Source organism: Banduia mediterranea (genome assembly GCF_031846245.1).
Taxonomy (GTDB): Bacteria; Pseudomonadota; Gammaproteobacteria; order Nevskiales; family Nevskiaceae; genus Banduia; species Banduia mediterranea.
In genome coordinates, this window is record NZ_JAVRIC010000005.1 from 152,129 (window position 1) to 177,814 (window position 25,686).

A 25,686-nucleotide genomic window follows, 5' to 3' on the forward strand; every position below is an offset into this window, starting at 1 on the left:
GTACGGCGTGTGGATTCCGGGTTCCTGCTGCGCAGGCCCCGGAATGATATCGACCTGAGCCGGAATCCAAGCGCCATCGGTCGCGGCTCAGCCCGACCGCAGCCAGGCCGCCGCGCCCAGACCGGCGGCGCGGCCTGTAGCGAGACTGGCGGTCAGCAGGTAGCCGCCGGTCGGGGCTTCCCAATCGAGCATTTCGCCGGCGAAGAATACGCCGGGCAGGCTCGGCAGCATCAGCCGATGATCGAGCGCCGTCATCGACACGCCGCCGGCGCTGCTGATCGCCTCGGCCAAGGGGCGCGGCCGCAGCAGCGTCAACGGCACCGCCTTGAGCCAGGCGGCGAGGCGGCGAGGATCGATCATCTGGCCGCTGGGCACGCCTTCGCGCAGCAATCCGGCCTTGACGCCACTGATGCCGGCGCCGCGTCGCAGGCGCTCGCTCAGCGATCGGTCATGGCTTTGGTGCGCCAGCTCGGAAGCCAGCCGGGCTTCGTCGCGCCCCGGCAGCAGGTCCAGATGCAGGCGGGCGGAGCCGTTCAGGGCGCACAGTTCGCGCAGCGGCGCCGACAGCGCGTAGATCAGACCGCCTTCGACGCCCCCGGCGCTGACCACGAATTCGCCCTGCTGTTGAATCGGGCGTCCCTGCGCATCGATCAATTGTGCGATGACCGGTTTCACCGGCATGCCGGCGAAACGCGTCGCGAAGTGCTCGCTCCAGGCCACATCGAAGCCGCAATTGGAGGCTTGCAGCGGAGCGATCGGCACCGAGGTCTGCGCCAGCCAGCTTTGCCAGGCGCCATCGGAGCCCAGTTGCGGCCAGCTGCCGCCGCCCAGGGCCAGCACCACGGCGGCGGCCTCGGCCGCGCGTTCGCCGTCGGGTGTCTCGAAACGCAGGCGCGTGCCGTCGATGCCGATGCAGCGGTGATTCACGTGCAGTCGCAGGCCTTGGTTGCGCAGGCGCCGTACCCAGCCGCGCAGCAGCGGCGCGGCTTTCATGTCGGACGGAAAGATGCGTCCCGAGCTGCCCTCGAAAGTTTCGATGCCGAGTCCGGCCGCCCAGGCGCGCAGGGCCTTGGCATCGAAATCGCGCAGCCAGGGTTCGAGCGATTCGCGCGCGGCACCGTAGCGCCCGAGCAGGCTGTCGAAGGTTTCGCCGTGGGTCAGGTTGAGCCCGCCCTTGCCGGCCAGCAGGAACTTGCGACCGACCGAGCCCTTGGTTTCGTAGAGGTCCACCGCAACGCCGGCGGCGAGGGCGGATTCGGCGGCCATCAGACCGGCCGGTCCGCCACCGACGATGGCGATGCCTTTGTTGTTCGATTCACTCATGGGCGCGCAGTATGCCGGCTTGCGAACCGGTTCAGCCGCCACCGACACCGCGCGATTGCAGCGCGTACAAGGCGAGCCCGATCAGCATCAGGGCCAGGCCGATGCGCCATGCCGCGGAGATCCGGTAATCACGGACGACGTGCTCCTGGCGGCGTGTGGACAACAGGTACGGTCGCCCGTCGCGGGACCGGCTGAGTACATGGAGGTCCGGGTCCAGCGACTGTTCGACGTGGCGCGCCCGCACCTGCTCGATCGCGGCGCGCCGGGCTGATTCCCATTCCTCCAGGTCCACCGTGCCATCCTGATTCGCATCGAAACGGGCGAGCAGTTCCCGTTGGTCGCGCTTCCAGTCGGCCAGCAGTTCGCGCACATCCTCGTGTTCGCTGAAACTCTGGCTGACGATGCCCTGGGTCCGGAACTGGCCGAGTGCGTACAGGTAGTCGCCGATCAGGATCAGGCGCTCGGTGTAGCGGTAGTGCCCGAAGCCGAACCAGGCGCGGCCGTTCCTGGGCACGCGGTCGGGTCGTGGCGAGGCGCCGTACCAGACGCGATGAATGCTCGGTGTGACGCGGGCGCCATCGGGATCGACGATGCACTCGCCGGTGGTGTCCGCCAGCAGGAACAGGTCGTCGCTGCTGCCTGAATTGACGCTGCGCCATCGCGTGCGCCGCCGACCGTTTTGCGTGGTGGTTTCGCGGCGCTCCACGCTGTAGCGATACCAGACGCAGCGCGAGTAGCTCAGTGGGCAGATGATGGTCGGGCCGGCCATCAGCCGTGCATGGCCTTCGAGTTCCACGTAGCCCTGATGCGCGGAGCGGATACGCGCGGTCGGCGTGTCCTCGATCAGGCGGGCCCGGTGCAGTGAACGAAAGCCCAGCCACAGCATGAGCAAGCCCGCGGCGGCGGACAGGCTTACGAGAACCCAGAATTCCTGCTCCGACGCACCGACGAACCAGTCCCGCACGGGCGCCGCCGGCGTCTTAGCGGGCAAACAGCGCGCGTACGTCCACGTCGCTGGTTTCAGCCTCGCTGAAGACCAGCAGATCCGCTGGTTTGAAGCCGAAGCTGCGCGCCACGAAAACGTCCGGAATCGTCTCGATTCTCACGTTGTTGCGATTCACCGCCTCGTTGTAGAACTCGCGCCGGTCGGAGATGCCGTTCTCCAGGCCGGTGATGCGGCCCAGCAGTTGTTGCATGCTCTGGTTGGCCTTGAGCTCCGGATAGGCTTCGACGGTGGCGACGATGTTGCCGAGCCCGAGGCGCATCATGCTTTCCGCCTGACCCACGCCTTTGACGTCGCCCTTTTCGCGCGCCGTGTGGGCGGCAGCGCGCGCCTGCATGACTTTTTCCAGTGTGTCGCGTTCGAACTGCATGTATTGCTTGCAGGCTTCCACCAGCTTCGGCAATTCGTCGTGCCGCTGCTTCAGCAGAATCTCGATATTGCTCCAGGCCTGCGAGACGGCGTGTTTGAGGTTGACCAGGCCGTTGTAGATGATGACGCCGTAGATCAGCACGACGGCGATCAGCACCAGCCAGATGTAGCCCATGATCATTCGGTTTTCCCCTGTTGCCGGCTTGCCTGGCGCCCGCCCCCCGGATTCGCCTTGGCCACTCTCCCGGAAGCGCCGTGAGCGGCAGCCGTGGAAACCGGAGCATACAAGGCGAATGTGAGGATTTCGAGCAGCGTCCGCGTTCGCGACACCACTCGAACCGTTCAGTCGGACGGCGGGGACAGGCGCGGTATCATTGCGCCCGGTGCGCCCCACGGGCGGCGCCCGAGCAGATCACGCCCCTGTCTGAAATACGAAGGCATCTCATGACACGACTTCGCATATTGATTTCGACCGCGATTGGCGCCTGCGCCTTGCTGGTCGGTTGCACCGGTGTTGGTGCGCTCAACGCGATCACGCCGGACCGCGGCTACACCCTGGCCGAAGACGTCGTCTATGACGGCTCCACCAAGATGAAGCTCGACGTGTACGCGCCGACCATCGATGTCGTCGGCGGCGCGCCGGTCGTGGTGTTCTTCTACGGTGGGCGCTGGCAGAGTGGCTCCAAGGATGACTACCGCTTCGTCGGGCAGGCCTTGGCGGCGCAGGGCTATGTCGCCGTGATTCCCGACTATCGCCTGTATCCGGATGTGCGCTTTCCGTCGTTTCTCGAAGACAGCGCCAAAGCCATGCGCTGGGCACACGACAACGCATCGCGATTCCGCGGCGATGCCGGCAAGTTGTTCGTCATGGGGCATTCCTCCGGCGCCTACAACGCCGCGATGTTGGCGCTGGACCCACGTTTCCTGAAGGCCGTGGGCGGCTCGCGGGACTGGCTGTCCGGCATGATCGGTCTGGCCGGCCCCTATGATTTCCTGCCGATCTACGACCCGACGCTGCGCGATATCTTCGGCCCGCCCGAGAAGTTCCAGGACACGCAGCCGATCTTTCACGTCGATGGCGAGAATCCGCCATTGCTGCTGATGGCCGGCCAGGACGACGAAGTCGTCCAGGCCGAGAATACAAACAGTCTGCGCCGTGCCGTGATCTCGGCCGGCGGTGCCGTGGACGTGGTGATGTATCCGAAGATGAGCCACGAAAAACTGGTGAGCTCGCTGGCTACGCGCCTGCAGTCCAGCACCGACGTGATGGCACACGTGGTCGAGTTCATCAACGAGAACACGGCCGGCCGATGATCCGTCCGTTCCAGACCATTGCCCCACGGCTCGGTGCCCGCGTCTATGTCGACGAACAGGCCGCCGTCATCGGCGATGTGCAACTTGGCGATGACGCTTCGGTGTGGCCATTCGCCGTCGCGCGCGGAGACGTCAACAGCATTCGCATCGGCGCGCGCAGCAGCGTGCAGGACAACAGCGTGCTGCACTGTACGCATGACGGCCCCTATACGCCGGGCGGCACGCCGCTGATCATTGGCGCCGACGTCACCATCGGTCACAGCGTGACCCTGCATGCCTGCACCGTCGGCGAGCGCTGCCTGATCGGCATGGGTGCCATCGTGCTCGACCGGGTCGTGATCGAGGACGACGTGATGCTCGCCGCCGGCAGTCTGGTGCCACCCGGCAAGTGGCTCAAGCGCGGATGGCTGTATCGCGGTTCACCGGCCCAGCCGGCACGAGAGCTGAGCGCCGAGGAACTGGAAAATTTCCGGTATTCGGCCGCGCATTACGTGCGGCTCAAGGACAAGTATCTCGCCGCAATCGCGGCATCCCAGTCACGATAAGGAGTTGATTCGACGATGAGCCGAAAACTCGTACTGCTGCGCCACGGCCAGAGCCAGTGGAACCTCGACAACCGCTTCACCGGCTGGGTGGATGTCGATCTGACCGACAAGGGGCGCACCGAAGCCTTTGCCGCCGGCGAACTGATGCGCGAGGAAGGCCTGCAATTCGATGTGGCCTATACCTCGGTGCTGCTGCGCGCGATCCGCACGCTCAACATCGCGCTCGACGCAATGGAGCAGCAATGGATTCCGGTGCTCAAGAGCTGGCGCCTCAACGAGCGCCACTACGGCGCCCTGCAGGGTCTGAACAAGGCCGAGACCACGGCCAAACACGGCGAGGAACAGGTCACGATCTGGCGCCGCTCCTATGACATCCCGCCACCCCCGATGGACGAATCCGACCCCGGCCATCCGCGCAAGGAACGCCGCTACGCGGAAGTGGATTACAACGCGCTGCCGGACACCGAATCGCTCAAGACCACGCTCGACCGTGTGATGCCGTACTGGGTCGACAGGATTGCCCCGGACCTCAAGGCCGGCAAGACCGTGCTGGTGACGGCCCACGGCAACTCCCTGCGCGCGCTCTACAAGTACCTCAACAAGGTGCCGGACGAGGAGATCGTGAAGCTCAATATTCCCACCGGGATTCCGCTGCTGTTCGAACTCAACGACGATCTCGGCGTGATCTCCTACCGCTATCTCGGCGATCCGGAACAGGCGAGGCTGGCTGCGGAAGCCGTGGCCAATCAGGCCAGGAAATCCTGAATCCGGGCATTGGGCCTCAAAACCCAACAGCGTCCATGTGCGCGGCGCTGCCGAACTTGGCGCACTTGAAGCACAAGGGTGGTACGGGGCGCAGCAGGCGGGGGCTTGGCTCGAAGTTCAATCGTCACGGGCCATGCGCTATTGCAGCTCTAGCAGGCGTCGCTCGCCGCTGAAGCGGTCTGGGGCTCAGTCAGGCGAGACTATGCTCAGCTTCCGGCTTCACCCCGGTGCACTCGCCACGTTTGCTCGTTCTTGCGCAGGAACGACTCGATCTCGTCGATGCGCGCCGCGGCATCGCGATAGCCGATATCGAGCAGGGCGCGCGTGTACGCGGGGTCGAACAGCAGGTAGCTGGTGAGGTCCGCGCTTTTCGCATCCGGCGTGCCCAGCGCGTCCAGCAGAAATCGCAGCGAAGACGGCAGGCGATTGAGCAGGCTGCTCGCGACCACCGCGAAATCCTCGGACGGCGCCATCACCAGCGGCTGGACCACGCGCATCGGCTCGCGCAACTGGGACATTTCCGGCGGATGGCTGGCACCTTCGGTATAGACCGACACCATGTTGTTCATGCGGATCAGGTGATCCAGATCCGCATCCAGATGGTCGAGGAAGATCGCGTTGAGGAAGGTGCCGCAGATCTGAGCCAGCGGCGGCTGTGGTGGCGTTGCACGCGCGCCGCCGCTATTGTCCGAAAGCTCCTCCGTGGTCAGTTCCTCCTCGCTCTGCCGGCAACGAATGCCGATCGCCAGAATGCGCTCGGCGCCGAGCCGGATCGCGGGGCTCAGCGGTGTGGTCAGGCGCATCGCGCCGTCGCCGAACCAGGCGGTGCCGGCGCCGGCGTCGAGCGCCACCGGCGGAAACACCAGCGGGATCGAGGCCGAGGCACAGACGTGGTCGACCGTGATTGGTGCACGCAGCGCGATGCGGCGGCTTTTGCGCCACTGCGGATGACCGGCGCGGCCCTGGATGAAACTGTAGGACTTGCCGGAATGGTAGCCAGTGGCGGTGATCGCCAGCGCATAGAGCTGCCTCGCCTCGACGGCGCGGGCAATGCCGTCCAGCGGCAGCTCGCGATCGAGCAAGGCGCGCAGCGGTGCGGCATCGAGCAGGGAATGGACGCGACCGGCCCGTCCCAGCCGGCCGAGTGCGATATCGGCGCCGAAACGCGCCGCATTGCCGAGCATTGCACGCAAGTCCGTGCGATAGACCTGGTCCGCCGTCAGGCCGCCCCACAGGTATGCGATCTGGGACGTGCCGGTGTGCAGGCATTCGCTGTAGGCCGCAACGGCGGCACCGTTGATCGCGCCGGCCGAGGCTCCGGCGATGATCTGGAACGGCGAAGGCGCGTCGCGCAGCGCAGGAATCTCGCCGATGCGCTTGAGCACGCCGGCCTGGTAGGCGCCGCGCGCCCCGCCTGCAGTCAATGCCAGCGCGGTCATTCCGGGCGGGCGCATCGGTGAAACCGAGGTGCTAGGCGCCATGTTCAGTGCTCCGGTTGCCGCTGCAGCACGTATTCTGGGTCGAAGTCTTGCCCATCATCGTCTTGTCCTCCGGCCGGCGTGTCGCGGCCTCTCCGCGATGGCGCAATTTCGATGCCAGCTCCGGCGCGGTGTCAGGCCAGCCCGCGCTGTTCCAGCCAGGCCAGGGCATCCTCGGCGTCGTTCTCGAACCAGGCCCGCGCCGAGCCCAGACGAAAGCTGTAGCCCCAGGCGTCCATGTCGGCGAACAGACATTCCCGCGAATAGCCGGGCAGTCGGTCCGCCAGCAGACATTGCAGGTAGCAGACCGCGGACTCCTCCAGATCGTCGCCGCCGGCATCGGTATCCAGCGCCTTGCGGCGCGAGGCGTCCATGCAGATGTAGTGGCAGGCTTCGTGAAGCGCGGAATGCACAGGCGTGTCGGCGCGGACATGTAGCTGTTCGCCGACCAGACCGGCTTCGGACTCACCCCAGTAGCTGCCCGGAATCTCACTGTGCCCGGCTACAACCACCAGCGCGAGTCCGTGGCTGGCGAACAGGACCTCCAGGGCGGGCAGGCCGAGCTCGCCGCAAGGCGTCATTGGGGCGGGGCGCGGCTCGTTTCTGGAGGGTGCGGTGGACATTCGGGAACAGGCGATGTAGCAGATGCGAATATTCTCGCTCAGTCGGTGCCGCTGCGGGCCGCCCAGGACGGCAGCGCGCCCGGGTCCGCAGCCAATCGCCGCCGGCTGGTCTCGTCATTTTCGTCCACCTGCATCGGCACCACCACGATGTAGCCCGCCTTGAACAGGATTTCGTCGCTGTCCGCCGGAATTTTGGTTTGCCGCGTGCGCAAGCCGTCGACGACCCAGGTCTGCCGGGTCGAGGAATCGTCGCTCGGCAATCTGGAGAATGTCGGCACCGACAGCAGATCGGCGCGCTGTGTCACGCGCACGCCGCGGACTTCCGGGGCCGCCGGAATGCTGACGGTGAGGTAGCGCCCCGGAGTCATGTCGCGCACCAGTTCGGTTCGAGCCAGCGCGACGATCCAGTCCGACGCGGCGCTCAGGGTTTCGGGGGCGGGATCGTCCACCGTGGAGACCGCGATGGTCGGCACACCGCCCAGTGCGGCCGTGCGCGCCGCGCCGACGGTACCGGAGCCGATCCAGTCGGGCCCGAGATTGTCACCGTGATTGATGCCGGAGATCACCAGGTCTGGTCTGTCATCCATCAGCGCCAGGGAACCGACGATGACGCAGTCGGCCGGATAGCCGTCCACGGCCCAGGCGCGGACACCGGGTTCGAACTCGCGTGGTGTGACGTTGAGGCGTCCGGTTTGCATCACGCGGGCGTAGTTGCTGGTGCCGCTCTGGTTGTGCACGGGTGCGACGACGTAGGTGTCCGCGATCGGCGCGAACGCGCGTGCCAGGGCGGCGATGCCGGCCGCGTCGATCCCGTCGTCATTGGTGATCAGAACGCGGTGCGGCCAATGGCCGTCATCCGCGGCACGCACTCCGGTACTGAGCAGCAGTCCGGCAAGCAGCAGTCCGGAGATTGTCGGAACGTAGCGGGTTCGCATGTGATGTGGGTTTCCCTTGGAGTTTCAGGCCGCGAGGCGCGAGGCGGTTTCAGGGCCCTCGGTCCGCGGTGCAGTTTTGAGTCCGAAGAAGGAATGCAGCAGCCGCAGCGGACGGATCACGAAGTGATGCAGCGCAGCGCAGCCGAGCATGGTGCCGCCGATCAGCAGGGCCGGCTCGACGACCGGGCCGAGCTGTTTGGGGATCAGCCACCAGGCCAGCAGCACGATCAGGCTCTGATGCAGGATGTACCACGGATAGACCGCGCGATTCGCGTAGTCCAGCCAGGCAAACGGGCGGTTCAGCCAGCGGTATGACCAGGCCAGCGCCGTGGCGATCCACATCCAGGTGTTGAGGCCGGACAGCCAGCGCATCGCCAGCAGCGGGACACCGCCGAAATCCGGCCCCTCCCAGCGCAGCACGATCGGCGCGTAGATCGCGTAGCAGATGATCGCCAAGCCCAAGCTGTGCCAGCGCAGTCGCAGCAGTTCGTCCCAGAGGCCCTGGTTGCGCCCCAGCCAGTAGCCGAACACGAACCAGGTGAAATAGAAGGCGTGCTGATACCAGTCGTCGAACAGGCCGTTGTCCGGCGGGTAGGCGTCGCCGAGCGTCGCCAGGTAGAGCATCTTCGGCAAGGCCGGGATCAACAGCAGCCAGGCGCCGCGCAGCCCGGTGAAACGGTCCTGCAGCCAGCGTCCGGCACGCGTCTCCATCAGCGGCATCAGCGCGATCAGAACCAGGGTGTATAGCCACAGGTACACCAGGTACCAGAGGTGATTCCAGGTGATGCCGAGCAGCTTGTCGGCGGTCCAGGTGATCGGTGGCCACGGTCCGAAGCGCCAGTAGCGCCACATGAACTCGCCGAAGCCGAAGTCGATTGCGCCCGAGGCGCGGGCCTCGCACCAGGGCTGGATCGGCACCACCACGAACATGCCGAACAGCAGCGGCAGCATCAGGCGCAGGCTGCGTTGCCCGGCCAGCCGCAGCAGTCCGCTGCGCGGCCGCAGAAAACTCAGGGCGATGCCGGAAATCACGAACAGCAGCGCCATGCGCCAGCGATTCGACAGCAGCATCGGCCACTGCAGCCATTCGGATTGATAGCTGCTCTTGATGTGAAAGCCCCAGCCGGCCACGTAGACCATGCCGACGTGATAGAGGATCAGCAGGCCGAAGGCGATGACGCGCAGGGCGTCGATGTCGTGGCGGCGGTTCATCCGGGATTTCCGAATTCAGGTGTGAGGCCGATCCTGAGCGGGGCGTAGCGCTGCCGAAAGCCTGAAGTGACGAACCGAGGGGCGCGAGTGACGAATCGCGGGCCGGCGGGGACGGGGCTTGTGCCTAAAATGAGCAATGACCGTTCCCTTCCTGCCGGCGCCCGTGTCCGACTCCCATGATCTGCTGCGACGCTACCTCGCGCGCCGCGCCATCTACGAACGCATCGCGGTGGTGCTGATCTATCTGGGGTCCGCCGTCAGCAACGCGATCATCGTCAACATCGATGTCGGCCGGTCCGGGCTGGGCGATCGCATCGCGCCGTGGGAACCCTGGGTCTGGGAACTGTCCAGTAATCTGGTGCTGCTGGCCTTGCTGCCGCTGGTGCTGGCGGTGAATGCACGCCACCCCTTGGTCTGGGGTCGTCTGCGCCGCTCGCTCGGCACGCACCTGATCGCGACGCTGCCGTACTGCCTGATTCATGTCTGCGCGATGGTGGCGCTGCGGCACGCCGCGTACCGTGTGGCGGGTGCGCACTACGACTTCGGAAATTGGGGCCGCGGCCTGTTCTACGAATACCTCAAGGATGCGCGCAGCTATTTTTCGGTACTGGCGGCGATCTACTTCTATCACCTGATGCTGTTGCGATTGCAAGGCGAGGCGCGTCTGCTGGCGGCGCCGGAGGTCGGTGCGCCGGCCGAAGCGGTCGAGCGCCCGCAACGCTTCCTGGTTCGCAAGTTCGGCAAGGAGTTCCTGGTGGCGGTGGCCGATGTCGAATGGATCGAGGCCTCCGGCAACTACGTGAACCTCTACGTGAGTGGGCGGCACTATCCGCTGCGCGCAACCATGGCCTCCATTGAGGATCGCCTTGATCCGCAACGCTTCGTGCGCGTACACCGCAGCTATATCGTGAACCTTGCACAGGTCGCGTCGATCGAGCCGCTGGATACGGGAGACGCGCGCCTGTTTCTTCTGGATGGTACGCAGCTGCCATGCAGTCGACGCTACCGTGCGGCGCTGCGGGCCTCGGCCGCGGTCTGAGCCGGCACCTGAGCGCGGAGTGATTGATGTGCACCTGCGGGCGCTGGCGCCAAAGGTCATGGACCGCAAGCGCCGCGCCACGGATGCTCGATATCCTGGGGGCGATCCTGAGATGCAAGTCGAGACTGGCGGCAAGTCGACCGGGTAGCGCCGGCCATCTGCTGCGACTGGCGTCGGACAGGGATGGCACGAGACGGTATGGCATGCGCCGGCATCAGATCGGACGAGTACAGGGAACAGGCGATGAAGCAGGTTTTTATCGGCACGACTAGCGCACTGTTGCTGCTGGCTGCGACGGCAGCGGGTGCGCAACAGGCCGCGTCCGACGACGGCCTGGATTTTCTGTTCGAATCCGAGCCCGCGCCCGAAGTGCAGACCGACAGCAGCCCTGAGATCATTCCGGAAGCGGATGCGGCACCCGCGCCGTACATGGGCGCGGAGTCGGGCGCCCAGTTCGACGATATCGAGACGATCCCGGTCGAATCGGAGGAGCCAGCGGCGCCACAAGCCAAGCCGAAACCGGCCACCGCCCAGCTTGAGGAAATCGTCGTCACCGCGCAGAAGCGCCAGCAGTCCCTGCAGGACGTTCCGCTGTCGGTCACCGCGATGGACGGTGACTTCATCAAAGACATCAACGCCGCCGATCTGGCCGAGGTCTCCAACTACGTCCCGAACGTGCGCGTCGACGCCGATGATCTCGGCTCACCGCAGATCTTCATTCGCGGATTCGGCACCAATGCCTTCAACCCCAGTTTCGAAAGCTCGGTGGCGCTGGTGCAGGACGAAATCTATTACGGCCGCCCCGGCTACTTCACCGAATCGCTGTTCGACGTCGAGCGTGTGGAAGTCCTGCGTGGCCCGCAGGGCACCCTGTTCGGCAAGAACTCGATTGCCGGCGTGTTCAATGTGACCACCCGCAGCGCGACCGATCTGCTGGAAGGCGACGCCCGCTATACCTACGGCGAAAACAACGCCCATCGTGTCGAGGGCGGTATCGGCGGACCGCTGGGTGACTGGGGCGCGGCGCGAATTTCCGCACTCTATCGCACCACCGATGGCGAGCTTTACAACAATTTCCTGGATCGCGACGAACAATCGCTGACACAGAAGGCAGCACGCCTGAAGCTGGGTTTCTATCCGACATCCACGATCACCACCGAGCTGCTGGTGCAGGCATCGGATACCGAAGCGCCGTTCTGGCCGTTCCAGATCCATCGCCTGGACGATGACACGCGAAACTATCTTGAAAGTTTCGACGAGGGCATCGAAGACGATCCCTACGACTTCAAGACCTCCTTCGACACCGAGGGCTACATCGAAAAGGGTTCCGAAAGCGTCGGCCTCAACACCAAATGGGATATCGGCGACCTCGGTGGTTTGCACGACAGCGCGCTGGTGCTGGTGCTCGGCGGGTCCAGGTTCAATATCGATCAGCTCAACGAACTCGACGTATCACCGGCGGACATCTCGCGCCTCGACAGCCACGAAGACCACGAGCAGTTCACGGCCGAACTTCGATTCTCGGCGCAGGCCGACAGCCTGTTCGGGCTCGGCCAGGCGGTGGATTTCGTCGGCGGAGCCTACTACTACCAGTCCAAGTACACACTGCTGGCGCGGATCATTGCCGGCGCCGATCTGGGGTCTTACGCGATCACGCCCGACGCGCTGCAGTTGATCACCGGCGCTGGCGGTGCCGGTGGCGTGCTGGGCACCATCGGTCTGCCGGGTCTGCCGATACTCGGCGACATCCTCGCGCCGGTCATCGGCGAAGACTACTTCCAGTTCGACTACGATCAGGATGTGACATCGACGGCGCTGTTTGGGCAGATGAGCTGGTACCTCAGCGACCACTGGGCGATCACGCCCGGCATCCGCTTCAACCGCGAGGAGAAGAAGGTCGATTCCCACGGCAGCCAGCACTGCCGGACCGCCGCGCTGGGCATTTGCATCATGCCTCTGCTGCTGGGCGCCAACGACTACGAACAAGCGGGGCTGAATCGCGAAGAGACCGACGTATCGCCCAAGTTCGTTCTGCAATACTTCGGCGATTCCGGCGTCAACCTCTACGCCTCCTATGCGCGCGGCTACAAGAGTGGCGGATTCAATTCGCTGTCCTACACCGGCGAAGACCTGGAGTTCGACCCCGAGAAGGCCGTGACCTACGAACTCGGCATCAAGGCCGAGTTGTTCAGCCGCACCCTGCGCTTCAACGCCACGATCTATCAGACCGAATTCGACGATCTTCAGGTGCTCGCCTTCAACGGCCTGTTCTTCGACGTCAGCAATGCCGCCTCCGCCACCTCGCGGGGGCTGGAGGCTGATTTCCAGTGGCTGACGCCCTGGTCGCCATTGACGCTGACCGGTTCGTTCGGCTTGCTCGACGCAAGCTACGACGACTACATGGACGCGCCAGCCCCGATTCGCGACGCGGACGGCAACATCCAGATCGGCGCCGAACAGGACCTCAGCGGCGAGCGCATCGCCTTCGCCCCCGAAGCCTCGGGCACCTTCACGCCGACGCTCGATTTCCCGCTGTTCGGGTTGGTCGGCCGGCTCGCTGCCGACGTCGTCTACCAAGGTGAGCAATACACCGACACCGATCTGGACCCGGAAACACGCGTCGGCGGCAACACCAAGTATTCCGCCCGATTCTCGCTCTCGAACGAAGCGCGATCCTGGGCCGTTACGCTGGGCTGCAACAACATCACCGACAAGCGCGTACTCAACCAGGTCACCGATGCCTCGTTTTTCCCCGGCACCTATTTCGCCCAGCAGGCGGCGGGGCGGCAGCTGTATGCGGCGATGGAGATTCGGTACTGATCAGCGCGTGGTCGCCAGCCGGCTGCGCACCCAGACGCTGATCGCGAATGGGCGCGGCCAGATCCGGGGCTGCCTCTACGAGTTCCAGGCTTACCTGGATCTGGTCGTTAGTTAACGGAAAGTTGTTATCGTTCACTGACGTGCGCTCGAACTTAAGTCAGGCCTGCGGTACTTTCTCTACGCTCCCATCGCGTTTGTCGACAGTGGGGAGTCCGAAGTTAGCGGCCGACCGTCAGACCAACGAGTGCCCCCACGTCTGGGGATGCGACCGAGCGGGTGCTTCATGGCGAACGTCGAAAGCGAACTCAGGTCACTTCAGGACCGTTCGTGAACGCCTGCTCGAAGCGCTTGGTGAGTCATCGGCTGCGGTAGAAACGTAGCCGCGGCCCTTCGGACCGGCGATACTCGTGAGAGGGCAGTCTGGGAAGTTCAGTGAACTGATCATTCACGCGGTCTTTCCGGCAGTTGTGAATTCACGGGGCCAAAGATCGGATGCGGTCCTCGGGGAAGGGATGGCACAAGGCAACTTCGAGTTTCTTGCGGAGCATTCCCCGTTGCTGGCCGACCTCGGCGCAACAGCAGAGCGCGTGTTCCCGTTCGATCCGGCCAGCTGCATCGTCAAGCTGCGGCTGCTGGCCGAATCGATCACGCAGGATATCGCCGCCCGTATCGGCATCACCCTGGTGCAGCCGACTCAGGCCGAGTTGCTTCGCGCCGTGGAAGTCCGTCTCGGCATGGACGCGCAGGTACGCCAGCTGTTTCATCTGCTGCGCCGAACCGGCAATGCCGCCGCGCATGAGCTGAATCACGGCATTGGCTACCGCGAGGGTCTGGATGCGCTGAAAGTAGCGCGCGAGATCGCAGTCTGGTTCCACCGCAGTTTCGGCAAGAACCCCAAGTTCAAGCCGGGACCGTTCGTCCTTCCGGACAACCCGAGCCAGCAGCTGGCCCTGCTCCAGCAGCAGATTCAGCAACTCAGTGCCGAATTGCAGGACGCTCAGAAGGCTGGTTCGGTTCAGGCGGAACTGGCCCGGCTGCAGGAGGCCCAGGCCGCGCAGGAACGCGACATGGCCCGCCGCGCGCAGGATGAGAGCGCCATCTATCAGCAGCTGGCGGAAGAAGCGGTGCAGCGCACCGCTGAACTGCAAAAGCAGTTCGACGCGCGCTTGAACGAGGAGCAAATCAAGGAAAGCCCGCAGAGCATCGGCAAGTTCGCCAAGCGCGCCAGCCAGGCGGCGCAAAAGGTGCAGATAGACGAGGCGGCCACCCGCCTGCTGATCGACCTGCAACTGATCGATGCGGGCTGGGAGGCTGACACCGTGCAGCTCAGCTATTCACGCGGTGCGCGGCCCGAGCGCGGCAAGAACCAGGCAATTGCCGAATGGCCCTCACCCGGAAAGCAGGCGGCCGACTACCTGCTGTTCGCGGGTATGACGCCCTTGGCCGCCGTCGAAGCCAAGCGCCAGAACGTCAACGTGCCTGGCAAGATTCCGCAGGCCGAGCGTTATGCGCGCGGCTTCGTCCAGCCTGGGGGCAGCCTGCCGGCCTGGGCGCTGGCCGGTCACAAAGGCCCCTGGCCGGATGGGCAGGGCGGACACTTCGAGCTGCCGTTCGTCTATTCCAGCAACGGCAGGCCGCAGGTGAAGCAATTGGCCGAGCTCAGCGGCACCTGGTTCAGGGACGCGCGCGCGCCGTCCAACATCGCGCGTTCCCTGCCGAGCTTTCATTCGCCGCAAGGCCTGCTCGACCAACTCAGCCGCGACCGCGAGCAGGCCGAGCAGACATTGAAGGCGGAAAGCTTCGACTACCTGCGTCTGCGTGACTATCAGAACAAGGCCATCGCGGCGGTCGAATCCGCGCTCGCGCAGGGACAGCAGCAATGCCTGCTGGCCATGGCCACCGGCACCGGCAAGACGCGCACGGTCATCGGCCTGATGTACCGGCTGCTCAAGGCCGAGCGCTTCCGCCGCATCCTGTTCCTGGTCGATCGCAACGCGCTCGGCACGCAGGCGCAGGATGCCTTCGACGAAGCCTTGCTCGAACAGAACCAACCGCTGTCCGCGATCTACAACATCGCCGAACTCGGCGACATGGCGGCGCAAGCGGAAACCCGCGTGCAGGTCGCCACCGTGCAGGCCATGGCGCGGCGCCTGTTCGCCAGCGACGCTCCACCACCGGTCGATGCCTACGATTGCATCATCGTCGACGAGGCCCATCGCGGCTACGCGCTGGATCAGGAGATGACCGAAGGCGAGCTGGCAGTGCGCGATGCCGCTCAATACCTGTCCGCCTACCGTCGCGTGCTCGATTACTTCGACGCCGTGCGGGTAGGGCTTACCGCTACGCCCGCGCGTCACACCAGCGAAATCTTCGGCAAGCCGGTCTTCACCTATTCCTATCGCGAGGCGGTCGCCGACGACTGGCTGATCGACCACGAGCCGCCGATCCGCTACCAGACCCTGCTCAGCCAAAAGGGCATTCACTTCGACAAGGGCGAAGAGGTGCATGCGCTCAATCTGGCCACCGGCAAGGTAGAAACCGACGTGCTGGACGACGAACTCGATTTCCAGGTGGAGAGCTTCAACCGCCGCGTCATCAATGAAGACTTCAACCGCGTCATCTGTGAGGCCCTCGCCAAGGAGCTGGACCCCTTCAGCGACGAGAAGACACTGATCTTCTGTGCCACCGATGCGCACGCGGACATGGTCAAGCGCTTGCTCGACGATGCCTTCAAGGCGCTTTACGACGACCAGTACAACGAAGCGGCCGTGCGCAAGATCACCGGCACCTCCGACAAGGTCGGCCAACTGATCCGCCGTTACAAGAACGAGCGTTATCCCAGCATCGCCATCACCGTGGACCTGCTCACCACCGGCATCGACGTGCCGCCGATCTGCCATTTGGTGTTCATGCGCCGTGTGCGCTCGCGCATCCTCTACGAGCAGATGATCGGCCGTGCCACCCGCCGCTGCGACGAGATCGGCAAGACCGTGTTCAAGATCTACGATCCGGTGGAGATCTACGCCGCGCTGCAGAGCGTCAACACCATGCAGCCGCTGGTGAAAGACCCCAAGATCACCATGGAACAGCTGCTCGACGAGTTGAACAACCCGGACAGCTATAGCGCGCCCGGTACCCTGCAAGGCGGCAGCCACGCGCAGGACGTGCTCAACCAGCTCAACCAGAAGCTGATGCGCGTGCTGCGCAGCGCCGAGCACATGGCGGGCAGGCAGCCCGGGCTCAGGCAACGCTTGACTGACCTGGAACAGCAATGGGGCGTGCCACCGGCACAGCTGCACCAGCATTTGCATACGCTTGGGCCGCGAGACGCGGCGGATTTCATCAACCAGCGTGTCGGCCTGCTGGCGCAATTGGTGGACGTGCAGGCCCTGATGGGCAGTAGCCACAGGCCTATTCTTTCCGGGCACAAGGACAAACTCGCGCTCCGCGAGCAGAGCTGGGGGGCATACTCAAAGCCCGAGGATTACCTAGAGAGCTTCGCCCATTTCGTGAGGCAACAGGTCAACCAATCCGCAGCACTCGCGGTGATCGTGACCCGCCCGCGCGATCTCACGCGTGAGCAGCTGCGCGAGGTCCGTTTGCTGCTGGACTCGCATGGTTACGGCGAGGCCACGCTGCAGGCCGCGTGGCGCAACAAAAGCAACCAGACCATTGCCGCCAGCATCATCGGCTTCATTCGGCAGGCCGCCATCGGCGAAGCCCTGGTGCCCTTCGAACAGCGAGTCGCCAAGGCCATGCAGCGCATCCACAACCTGGTGGCCTGGACGCCGGTACAGCGCAAATGGCTGGATCGTCTCGCCGCCCAGCTCACGCATGAGGTCGTCGTCGACCGCACGTACATCAACAGCGCCTTCGCCCACGACGGCGGCGCCAAGCGGCTCGACAAGATGCTGGGGAACCAGCTGGACGTGGTCCTCACCGGGCTGGCCGACCATCTTTGGGACCACTCGGTTGCCTGATCCGATACCCGGCTGGCGCATAGGCAGGGGGGGGCGCCATGACCTACAATCAGGCCGAATATCGGTCATCGGAGAACAGCATGAAACTGGCCACGCAAATCAGGCCCATCAGCTATTTGAAGGCGCATGCCTCGGAAATCGTGCGCGACCTGGCCCAGAGCGGCCCCTCGATGGTCATCACCCAGAGCGGCGAGGCCAAGGCCGTTCTGCAGGACATCCACAGCTATGAGCAGACGCAGGAGACGCTGGCCCTGCTCAAAGTCCTCGCCCTGGGCCAGCAGGAACTGGCTGAAGGCAAGGTGGTACCGCTCGCGGAAGGCATCGCCGGTATCAAGCGACGCGCCAAGGCAAGGAATCGGACGGCGAAGTGAAGTTTGCGGTTGTACTGACTGCCGGTGCCGAGCACGATCTGGCCGATATTCACGACTTCGTCGGGCGGCAGGATGGCGGGGCTCGTGCAGATCGCCTGCTCGATGGCATCCAGGGCGTGCTGGAAAAGCTTGGCGACTTCCCGGAGCGCGGCGAATACACGCCGGAGCTGGTCGCCCTGGGCATCAAGCAATTCCGGCAGGTCCATCACAAGCCCTACCGGATGATCTATCAGCTCAGCCACGGCACGGTCGTCGTGCTGCTGGTCGCCGACGGTCGACGCGACATGCAGACGCTGCTTCAGCGGCGTCTGTTGTCCTGATTCCCCCTGATTCCGAACCCACCTTGCTGCTGCCGTGACCCCATGACCCAAAACGACATCGTCCAGAAGCTCTGGAACCTCTGCGACGTGCTGCGCGACGACGGCATCAACTACAGCGACTACGTCACCGAGCTGGTGCTGCTGCTGTTCATCAAGATGGAGCACGAGAACAAGGCCAGCGGCATCCTCGCCGAGCACAAGCTGCCGGACTACGCGCGCTGGACCACGCTGGCGCCGATGAGCGGCCTCAACCTGCTCAACCATTACCGCGGCACCCTGCTCAAGCTCAGCCAGAGCACGGACCCGCTGATCGCCGCCATCTACGCGGATGCGCAGACCCGCCTCAAGGAAGCGCGCCACCTCGAACAGCTCATCAAGAGCCTGGACGGCATCGACTGGTTCAGCGCGACCAAGGATGGTTTGGGCGATCTCTACGAAGGCCTGCTGGAAAAGAATGCCAGCGAAACCAAGAGCGGCGCCGGCCAGTACTTCACGCCGCGCCCCTTGATCGACAGCATCGTTGCGCTGATCCAGCCGCAGGCCGGCGAAACCCTGCAAGATCCGGCGGCAGGCACGGCCGGCTTCTTGATCGCAGCGGACGCCTACATCAAGGCCCACACCAACAACCTCTACGACCTCAAGAAATCACAGATTGAGTTCCAGCGCGGCAAGGCCTTTCTCGGCATGGAACTGGTCAGCGGTACACGCCGCCTGGCGTTGATGAACTGCCTGCTGCACGGCATGGAAGGCGATGCCGAAGGCGTAGTGCACCTCGGCAACACGCTCGGCAGCCCCGGCAGCGGCCTGCCGCGCAGCGACATCATTCTCAGCAATCCGCCCTTTGGCACCGCCAAGGGCGGCGGCGGCCCCACCCGCGACGACCTCACCTACGCCACCGGCAACAAGCAGCTCGCCTTCCTGCAGCACATCGTGCGGCACCTCAAGGACGGCGGCCGCGCCGCCGTGGTGATGCCGGACAACGTGCTGTTCGAAGCCGGCGTCGGCGCCGATATCAGGCGCGACCTGATGAACAAGTGCCGCCTGCACACCCTGCTGCGGCTGCCCACCGGCATCTTCTACGCGCAGGGCGTCAAGACCAATGTGCTGTTTTTCGAGAAGATCGGGCAGGGCGCCACCGGCAGCACCAAGGAAGTCTGGGTCTACGACATGCGCGCGAATGCGCCCAAGTTCGGCAAGCGCACGCCGCTGACGCGGACGCATTTTCGGGAGTTTGAGGCGGCGTTTGGGGAGGATGCCAAGGGGCGCAGCCAGCGCAGAGATCAGGGTGAAACGGGGCGCTTTCGCTGCTTCAGCCGTGAGGCGATCACGGCGCGCGGCGATAGTCTGGATATCGCCTGGCTCAGGGATGAGAACGCGGAGGATGCAGCGGATTTGCCGGAACCGGCGGTGTTGGCACGGGAGGCGGTGGACGAGTTGAATGGGGCGGTGGCGGAATTGGAGGCGATAATTACGAGCCTGACCGAGGCCAACGCGACGTGAGCGAAGCCCTACCGATCGGATGGATGCCGGTTCCTATTGGCTCCATATCTGAGGTTGTCGGGGGCGGAACTCCGCCGTCGAAGGACCCGACAAATTTTCACCCATCGGGAGTTGGAATTCCATGGCTAACTCCTGCCGACCTTAGCGGGCATCGAGAACAATATATTGAGCGCGGTGCACGGGACCTCTCCGAAAAGGGCCTTGCGACATGCTCGGCTCGCCCGATGCCAAGGGGAACGGTATTGTTCAGTAGTCGAGCGCCAGTCGGGTACGTCGCTATCGCAGCGTCAGATCAAACGACTACCAACCAAGGTTTTAAGAGCTTCGTTTTTCCGAGCGAGATCGAGCCAAGGTTTGCGTTCTACCAACTGAAACATTTGAAGCCGGTCGCTGAAGCCATGGCCACCGGCACAACTTTCAAGGAGTTGTCAGGAAGCGCCGCCGCCAAACTCCGGTTTTTAGTTGCACCAATTCGTGAACAGCAACGCATCGCCGACAAACTCGACACCGTGCTCGCCCGTGTGGACGCCTGCCGCGACCGCCTGGCCCGCGTCGCCCCGCTGCTCAAACGCTTCCGCCAATCCGTCCTTGCTGCTGCAACGTCCGGCAAGTTGACCGAGGATTGGCGCGTGAAAAATTTGCCATGCCAACAACAAAGTGGGTTGCCATCGGGTTGGTCGCGCTCAACGCTTGCGGCGGCTGCTCTGAATCAAGACAACCTACGTGTACCGATTGCTGAGTCGTTACGACAAAGCCGTCGTGGGTCGTATCGTTACTACGGCGCATCTGGTGCAATCGACAAAATCGACGGATTCACACACGCCGGCGAGTTTCTCCTCGTGGGCGAAGATGGGGCCAACCTCTTAGCGCGCTCAAAGCCCATTGCCTATCGTGCATCAGGTCAGATCTGGGTCAACAATCACGCTCACGTGCTGACGCATAAATCGACCGAACGCTTGGACTTTTTGGCTCATTCAATCAATGCGATTGACCTATCACCGTATGTCACCGGATCGGCACAACCAAAGCTCACTCGGAAGTCGATGGACTCGATCCCACTTCTTCTTCCTCCCGACGACGAACAAACCGAAATCGTCCGCCGAGTCGAAACCCTCTTCGCCTACGCCGACCGCCTCGAAGCCCGCCTCGCCAAGGCCCAAACCGCCGTTGACCGACTGACCCCCGCGCTGCTGGCCAAGGCTTTCCGCGGCGAACTGGTGCCGCAGGACCCGGACGACGAACCCGCCGCCGAACTGCTCAAGCGCCTCGCCGCGCAGCGCGCCGCGTCGCCCGCCACACCGCGCCGGCGTCGCGCCCGCGCCTGAACGATCGGACGCGCGCCAGGCTGGCAGCCGTTCGAGACTCAAGCCGCCTACCGGACCAACCCAATGGCCCACGACGCGAAGCACTTGCAGCAGCCCTTGGCCGGGAACGCACCGGAACCGATGTAAGGGCATGTGGGTGCTCACCGCGTTGTCGATACCTTGACGGTTTGGAGGGCGGCACTTGCTTTGGGTATGGGCAGGTTCTTGGAAATGTCAGTAAATTTCTGTAATTATTGAAAATAATGATGCAAAGAATAGGAATAGACCTCGGCGGTACCAAGATCGAAGGCGTGGTCATGGCCGATGACGCGCGCGTGCTGGCGCGGCGTCGGGAGGCGACGCCGGGTGGTGACTACGTGGGAACCGTACAGGCGGTTTGCGATCTGGTGAGGACGTTGGAAGCCGAGGTCGGTCTGCATGAGTTGCCGGTCGGCGCCGGCACGCCGGGCACGCGTTCGCGCGTCGACGGTTTGATGAAAAACTGCAATTCGACCTGCCTCAACGGTCGGCCCTTGCTGGAGGATTTGCAGCGGGCGCTGGCGCCGCGTCCGGTGCGCATCGCCAATGATGCGGATTGTCTCGCTTTGTCCGAAGCCGTGGACGGAGCCGCCGCCGGCGCGGCTTGCGTGTTCGCGGCGATACTCGGCACCGGCGTCGGCGGCGGCATTGTCGTCAGGCAGCGATTGCTGGCCGGCCCCAATGCAATCGCGGGGGAGTGGGGACACAACCCCCTGCCGTGGCAGCGTCCGGATTGGGGCGAGGTGCCGGGGCCACGCGGTTGGGATGGACGCTACGGTTCGATCGAGAGTTGGTGTTCCGGCCCGGGACTGGCGGACGATCATCTCCGAATCCATGGTGTGGCGCTGCGCGGGGAAGATATCGTCGCGCTGTCCGCGTCCGGCGATGAGCAGGCCGAGACCAGTCTGCAGCGCTACGAGGATCGGCTGGCGCGCGCGCTGGCCAGTGTGATCAATCTGCTCGATCCCGATGTGATCGTGCTCGGCGGCGGTCTGTCGCGGGTGCAGCGTCTGTACCAGAACGTGCCGCGATTGTGGAAGGCCTGGGTGTTTTCGGATCGCGTGGACACACGCTTGCTGCCCGCGAAATATGGCGACGCCAGCGGGGTGCGCGGTGCCGCCTGGCTGTGGCCGCCGGCTGCGCTCAGCGGCTGAGGCGGCGCCTGATCTCGGGGTCGAGCGAGGCCATGAAGGCTTCGACGGTCTCGGTTTCGTCGTTGGCGAGTCCGAGGTCCTGATTGATCTCGCGATGCGACATCGGCTGCGGCGACAGCTCGGCGCGCACGCCGAGCGTTCTGGCCTGCCGCACGAATTCTCCGGCCTGATCGCAGGGCCGGTCTTTGCGCTCGGTCGAGCAGACCGCGAGTATCGGCAGCGCATCACGGTTCAGCACCTGTAGCGGCGAGGCGGCTTTCCAGTAGGCCGGATCGTCGCCAAAGGCCTGGTCATAGAATCGGTAGTGCTCGGCTTGCATGATGGCGGTCATGTCGTAGGCGGCGCTGTCGAGCGCGACGCTGCCGAGCCAGCGCTTGGCGCCGAGCCGGTAGGCCTTGTCCGGATTGGCGCTGAGCAGGCTGACGAGGTGCGCGCCCGCGGAATGACCCATGAGGACGATGCGCTCGGGATCACCGCCCCAGGACGGCGCCGTGCGCTGCACGTAGGCGAGCGCGCGCGCCACATCGGCGGCCTGTTCCAGCGGACCCGCGTCCGGCAGCAGCCGGTTGTTGACGGAGACGAAGATGAAGCCTTTGGGCAGCCAGCGCGCCAGCTTGTTTTCCACCACGGCGCGATTGCGCTTGTCGCCGATGCGCCAGGCGCCGCCATGCACCATGAGAATCAGCGGCGCCTGCCGCGCGTCCTTCGGGCGATAGACGTCGAGCCGCTGCGCGGGGGCGCTGCCGTAGGCTAGGTCGAAGAGCGTGTCCGCGCTCGCCGAATCCGCCACCGCCGCAGGCCTTGCGTGACAGGCGGGCAGGGCCGCTGCCAGCAGGATCGCGGCGGCCGCGTGCAGCAGGCCGCGCCGGACACTCATGTGGTTTCGTCGCCAGCCGGTCATGGCAGGCACAACAACCCGAGCGCTAAAAGTCTGTGGCGCAGCATTGAGTCGGATTTCATCGATGATCTCCCCGTCGCGACCGGTATTGCCGGTGCAAACTTCCGATAGTCCCGATAGTCCCGATAGTCCCGATGGACTCGGGTCGTCAATCAAGCGCAACGTCGCCCGGGCGCGATCTGTTGACCATGTTGCGCTGAACTTCATGTAAGAATTTGCAATTCCGCGCTGGCGAGCACCTGATGCAGGGGGATACCGTTTTGGATGAGGCGCTGCCGTTGCAACCGGCGCTGCTGGCGCTGGCGGGTCTGCCGGGTGCTGGCAAGACCACGCTGGCGCGCGCGCTCGCGGCGCGATGCGCCTGGCCGGTCCTGAATCTGGACGAGATTCGTGCCGCGATGTTTGCGGACGGCGGATTCAGCGAGATCGAAAACGCGGCGGCTCAGGCCGGCCTGTGGTCGGCGCTGCGCGCCTATGCGCAGCAAGGCCGGCCGGTGATCGTCGATGCAATGCGCTTTGCGGATGCCGGCCAGCGCCAGCAGTTCCGTGGGCTCGGCATGGCGTTCGGCCTGCGGTCTCGATTGGTGCTGCTGGACTGCGCTCTGGTCGAGGCTTTGCGGCGCCTCGGTCCCAGGGCCGGGGCCGGGCGGGAGCCGCGCGTCGTGCGCCAAGTCGCTGCGCACTTCGATCCACCCGACGAAGGCATGTTGGTACTTGATGCACGACTGCCCACGGAATCACTCGTCGAGCGGGTACTCGACAGTCTTCGCGAGGCTTGAGTCGTGCCGGCGAACCCGCTGAATCAGCGCCGCACGCCGACCCGGCCCAGTGCGCCGCTGACGGCCGGGGCGACGCTCGTGCGCACTCCGGAAGGTCGCATCGCGTTGACGCCGGCCATCGCAGGTTCTTCGGTGTCCGGTGGCTGCGGCGTCGGCACGTAGTAGACCGGATAGTAGTAGTACGCCGTGGGGCCGTAGTACGCGTACGGATACGGGAACGGATCGTAGGCGTATTGAACTTCGTTGTGCTCGGCCCAGAGGTGGATGTCGTCGACTTCGACGGTCGGGTAGGGGTATTCGAATTCGCCGACCTTGCGCGTTTCGACGCCACTGAGGCTGCCCACCACGGTGATTTCACGACCGGGCGCATAAACCTTGGGGTCACGGTAGCCCGGGTAGCACGCGAGGAAGCGTCCCTGATCCTGATCGCGCGAAGTGGGGCGCGCATTGGCATTCAGTGGCTTGCTCAGAACTTCGAAGCAGGTCTCGCTGCTGTCGTTCTGCATCGACAGGATCATGCCGCCCCAGCGTACGGGCTGGCCGGGCGCGGAGGAGACCGCCTGTTGCGGCGTCAGGCCGGAATACTCGCCGCGCAGGGCCTTGGGCGGCGCACAGGCGCACAGCGTCAGTATCAGCGGAACGGTGAAAAAGCGCGTTTGGATCATCGACATGTTCGACCTCATGGTCTGAGCGGCTATGCGTCCGGCGGTTCAAGGCGGCTTGTCGTGCCGCGCCGCCGGGTCTCCCTGCATCAAGCCACTACAACGTCACCATGGGACCCGCGTTGACAGCCCCCCGACCGGTCAGATCCGCATCGGTTTGTTGTCAAGGTAATTGAGGATTCCGCGGACCAGGCGGTAAATCCACCAGATCGTCACCGCGAACAGAATCAGGAAGCCGACGAAGATCAGGGTGGTGATGCCGCCGATGACCACCCACACCAGGCTCCACCAGAAGGTCCGGATCATCCAGCGATGGTGGGATCGCGCGAATTCGCTGGTGACTTCGTTGACCCGGATGTGGTTGATGATGATGCCGACGATGGCCGTGAGCCCGGTGAACGAGCCCAGCACATGCAGGATGTAGGCGATCATCACGCCCTGCTTTTCGTTTTCAGGAATCCCCGTTTCGCTGACTGCTTCCATTTCCCCATCCCCTTTGGTTTTCATCGGAACCGATCTCTGCCGAATGTTCGGCATGCGGGCGTGCCGAGGTCAAGCTTTGCGAATGCCTGCGCTGATAACCAGTGCACAAGACAAAGGCGGCCCGTGGCCGCCTTTGCAAGACCGGATCGGTGTCCGGTGAAGCGATCGATGCTCGCGTTCAGCCCTTGTAGGCCTCGATCGACTTGACGATCTCGGCCTTGGCCGCAGCCGCGTCGCGCCAGCCCGAAACCTTGACCCACTTGCCGTATTCGAGATCCTTGTAGCGCTCGTAGAAGTGCTTGATCTCATCGAGCTTGCGCGCCGGCACGTTGGCCAGATCCTTGATGTCCGCGTAGTAGTTGGTGGAGACCTTGTCGGTCGGCACGGCCAGAATCTTGGCGTCCAGGCCGCTTTCGTCCTCGGTGTCCAGTACGGCGACCGCGCGGCATTTGATGATGCTGCCGGGCACGATCGGGTGCGGGGTCATCACCAGCACGTCGACCGGATCGCCATCGTCGTACAGGGTCTTGGGCACGAAACCGTAGCTCGCCGGGTAGCTCATCGCCACGTTCATGAAGCGGTCGACCGACAGCAGGCCGGTTTCCTTGTCCACTTCGTACTTGACCGGCGGGCCGTAGGCCGCGATCTCGATGACAACGTTGAATTCTTCGGGCGCCTTGCTGCCCGGGCCGAGTGCTTCGAATCCCATGCGGATGATCCCTATGCTGTGCGTGCTTTGGTGTTTGGCCGGCTAGGATACTGAATCCGCC

The 25,686-nt window shown here is 64.4% G+C and carries 23 protein-coding genes; 12 read left to right on the top strand and 11 right to left on the bottom strand.

Annotated features, from left to right (window positions below):
* Positions 1-87: 87 nt before the first annotated feature.
* Genes RM530_RS05440 through RM530_RS05450 form a run of 3 tightly spaced genes read right to left on the bottom strand, consistent with a single transcriptional unit; the run spans position 88 to position 2,876 of the window.
* Positions 88-1,323: a TIGR03862 family flavoprotein gene (locus RM530_RS05440; RefSeq protein ID WP_311364199.1), complete on the bottom strand. Its 1,236-nt coding sequence runs from the start codon at positions 1,321-1,323 to the stop codon at positions 88-90.
* Between the two features lie 31 nt (positions 1,324-1,354).
* Entirely contained in the window at positions 1,355-2,287 is a 933-nt protein-coding gene (locus RM530_RS05445; protein ID WP_311364200.1) for a GIDE domain-containing protein, read from the bottom strand.
* 16 nt (positions 2,288-2,303) lie between these two features.
* Positions 2,304-2,876 (bottom strand): LemA family protein, encoded by a 573-nt coding sequence (locus RM530_RS05450; RefSeq protein ID WP_311364201.1) that lies wholly within the window; start codon positions 2,874-2,876, stop codon positions 2,304-2,306.
* A 263-nt stretch (positions 2,877-3,139) separates the two neighbouring features.
* Between RM530_RS05450 and RM530_RS05455 the strand changes: the two genes are divergently transcribed.
* Genes RM530_RS05455 through gpmA form a run of 3 tightly spaced genes read left to right on the top strand, consistent with a single transcriptional unit; the run spans position 3,140 to position 5,319 of the window.
* Positions 3,140-4,009, top strand: coding sequence for an alpha/beta hydrolase (locus RM530_RS05455; RefSeq protein ID WP_311364202.1), 870 nt, complete (start codon positions 3,140-3,142; stop codon positions 4,007-4,009).
* Positions 4,006-4,554: a gamma carbonic anhydrase family protein gene (locus RM530_RS05460; protein WP_311364203.1), complete on the top strand. Its 549-nt coding sequence runs from the start codon at positions 4,006-4,008 to the stop codon at positions 4,552-4,554. The genes RM530_RS05455 and RM530_RS05460 overlap by 4 nt, the downstream gene beginning before the upstream one ends.
* 15 nt (positions 4,555-4,569) lie before the next feature.
* Positions 4,570-5,319 carry a 2,3-diphosphoglycerate-dependent phosphoglycerate mutase gene (gene gpmA, locus RM530_RS05465; protein ID WP_311364204.1) on the top strand — a complete coding sequence of 250 codons (750 nt, stop codon included), beginning with the start codon at positions 4,570-4,572 and terminating at the stop codon, positions 5,317-5,319.
* Positions 5,320-5,525: 206 nt separating this feature from the next.
* Here the strand turns inward: gpmA and RM530_RS05470 are convergent, their stop codons facing one another.
* The 4 genes from RM530_RS05470 to RM530_RS05485 form a co-directional block, all read right to left on the bottom strand.
* Positions 5,526-6,800 (bottom strand): patatin-like phospholipase family protein, encoded by a 1,275-nt coding sequence (locus RM530_RS05470; RefSeq protein WP_311364205.1) that lies wholly within the window; start codon positions 6,798-6,800, stop codon positions 5,526-5,528.
* 131 nt (positions 6,801-6,931) lie between these two features.
* Entirely contained in the window at positions 6,932-7,378 is a 447-nt protein-coding gene (locus RM530_RS05475) for a hypothetical protein (RefSeq protein WP_311364206.1), read from the bottom strand.
* Positions 7,379-7,458: 80 nt separating this feature from the next.
* Positions 7,459-8,355, bottom strand: coding sequence for a 5'/3'-nucleotidase SurE (surE, locus tag RM530_RS05480; RefSeq protein WP_311364207.1), 897 nt, complete (start codon positions 8,353-8,355; stop codon positions 7,459-7,461).
* 24 nt (positions 8,356-8,379) lie between these two features.
* Positions 8,380-9,567, bottom strand: coding sequence for an acyltransferase family protein (locus tag RM530_RS05485; protein WP_311364208.1), 1,188 nt, complete (start codon positions 9,565-9,567; stop codon positions 8,380-8,382).
* 136 nt (positions 9,568-9,703) lie between these two features.
* Between RM530_RS05485 and RM530_RS05490 the strand changes: the two genes are divergently transcribed.
* The 8 genes from RM530_RS05490 (at position 9,704) to RM530_RS05525 (ending at position 22,094) form a co-directional block, all read left to right on the top strand.
* Positions 9,704-10,606 (top strand): LytTR family DNA-binding domain-containing protein, encoded by a 903-nt coding sequence (locus RM530_RS05490; RefSeq protein WP_311364209.1) that lies wholly within the window; start codon positions 9,704-9,706, stop codon positions 10,604-10,606.
* A 243-nt stretch (positions 10,607-10,849) separates the two neighbouring features.
* Positions 10,850-13,426 carry a TonB-dependent receptor gene (locus tag RM530_RS05495; RefSeq protein WP_311364210.1) on the top strand — a complete coding sequence of 859 codons (2,577 nt, stop codon included), beginning with the start codon at positions 10,850-10,852 and terminating at the stop codon, positions 13,424-13,426.
* A 512-nt stretch (positions 13,427-13,938) separates the two neighbouring features.
* A complete protein-coding gene (gene hsdR / locus RM530_RS05500) occupies positions 13,939-17,406 on the top strand; it encodes a type I restriction-modification system endonuclease (RefSeq protein ID WP_311364211.1) in 3,468 nt (1,155 codons plus the stop codon).
* An 80-nt stretch (positions 17,407-17,486) separates the two neighbouring features.
* The gene (locus RM530_RS05505; protein ID WP_311364212.1) at positions 17,487-17,777 is read left to right on the top strand and encodes a type II toxin-antitoxin system Phd/YefM family antitoxin; all 291 of its coding nucleotides are present in this window, start codon (positions 17,487-17,489) and stop codon (positions 17,775-17,777) included.
* Positions 17,774-18,097, top strand: a complete 324-nt coding sequence (locus tag RM530_RS05510) for a type II toxin-antitoxin system RelE/ParE family toxin (RefSeq protein ID WP_311364213.1) — start codon at positions 17,774-17,776, stop codon at positions 18,095-18,097. The genes RM530_RS05505 and RM530_RS05510 overlap by 4 nt, the downstream gene beginning before the upstream one ends.
* A 42-nt stretch (positions 18,098-18,139) precedes the next feature.
* Positions 18,140-19,597 carry a class I SAM-dependent DNA methyltransferase gene (locus RM530_RS05515; RefSeq protein WP_311364214.1) on the top strand — a complete coding sequence of 486 codons (1,458 nt, stop codon included), beginning with the start codon at positions 18,140-18,142 and terminating at the stop codon, positions 19,595-19,597.
* Positions 19,598-19,620: 23 nt separating this feature from the next.
* Entirely contained in the window at positions 19,621-20,922 is a 1,302-nt protein-coding gene (locus RM530_RS05520) for a restriction endonuclease subunit S (protein WP_311364235.1), read from the top strand.
* Between the two features lie 245 nt (positions 20,923-21,167).
* Entirely contained in the window at positions 21,168-22,094 is a 927-nt protein-coding gene (locus RM530_RS05525; protein ID WP_311364215.1) for an ROK family protein, read from the top strand.
* Here RM530_RS05525 and RM530_RS05530 read toward each other — a convergent pair.
* Positions 22,084-22,971, bottom strand: a complete 888-nt coding sequence (locus RM530_RS05530) for an alpha/beta hydrolase (protein WP_311364216.1) — start codon at positions 22,969-22,971, stop codon at positions 22,084-22,086. The genes RM530_RS05525 and RM530_RS05530 overlap by 11 nt on opposite strands.
* Positions 22,972-23,234: 263 nt before the next feature.
* Between RM530_RS05530 and RM530_RS05535 the strand changes: the two genes are divergently transcribed.
* Positions 23,235-23,771, top strand: a complete 537-nt coding sequence (locus RM530_RS05535) for a P-loop nucleotide/nucleoside kinase family protein (protein WP_311364217.1) — start codon at positions 23,235-23,237, stop codon at positions 23,769-23,771.
* A gap of 23 nt (positions 23,772-23,794) precedes the next feature.
* Here the strand turns inward: RM530_RS05535 and RM530_RS05540 are convergent, their stop codons facing one another.
* The 3 genes from RM530_RS05540 to ppa all read right to left on the bottom strand — a co-directional run bounded on the left by RM530_RS05540 (position 23,795) and on the right by ppa (position 25,625).
* Positions 23,795-24,442, bottom strand: coding sequence for a Slp family lipoprotein (locus RM530_RS05540; protein WP_311364218.1), 648 nt, complete (start codon positions 24,440-24,442; stop codon positions 23,795-23,797).
* 132 nt (positions 24,443-24,574) lie between these two features.
* On the bottom strand, positions 24,575-24,916 hold the full coding sequence (locus RM530_RS05545) for a DUF4870 family protein (protein ID WP_311364219.1): 342 nt from the start codon (positions 24,914-24,916) through the stop codon (positions 24,575-24,577).
* Between the two features lie 178 nt (positions 24,917-25,094).
* Positions 25,095-25,625, bottom strand: a complete 531-nt coding sequence (gene ppa / locus RM530_RS05550; RefSeq protein ID WP_311364220.1) for an inorganic diphosphatase — start codon at positions 25,623-25,625, stop codon at positions 25,095-25,097.
* Positions 25,626-25,686: the final 61 nt, after the last annotated feature.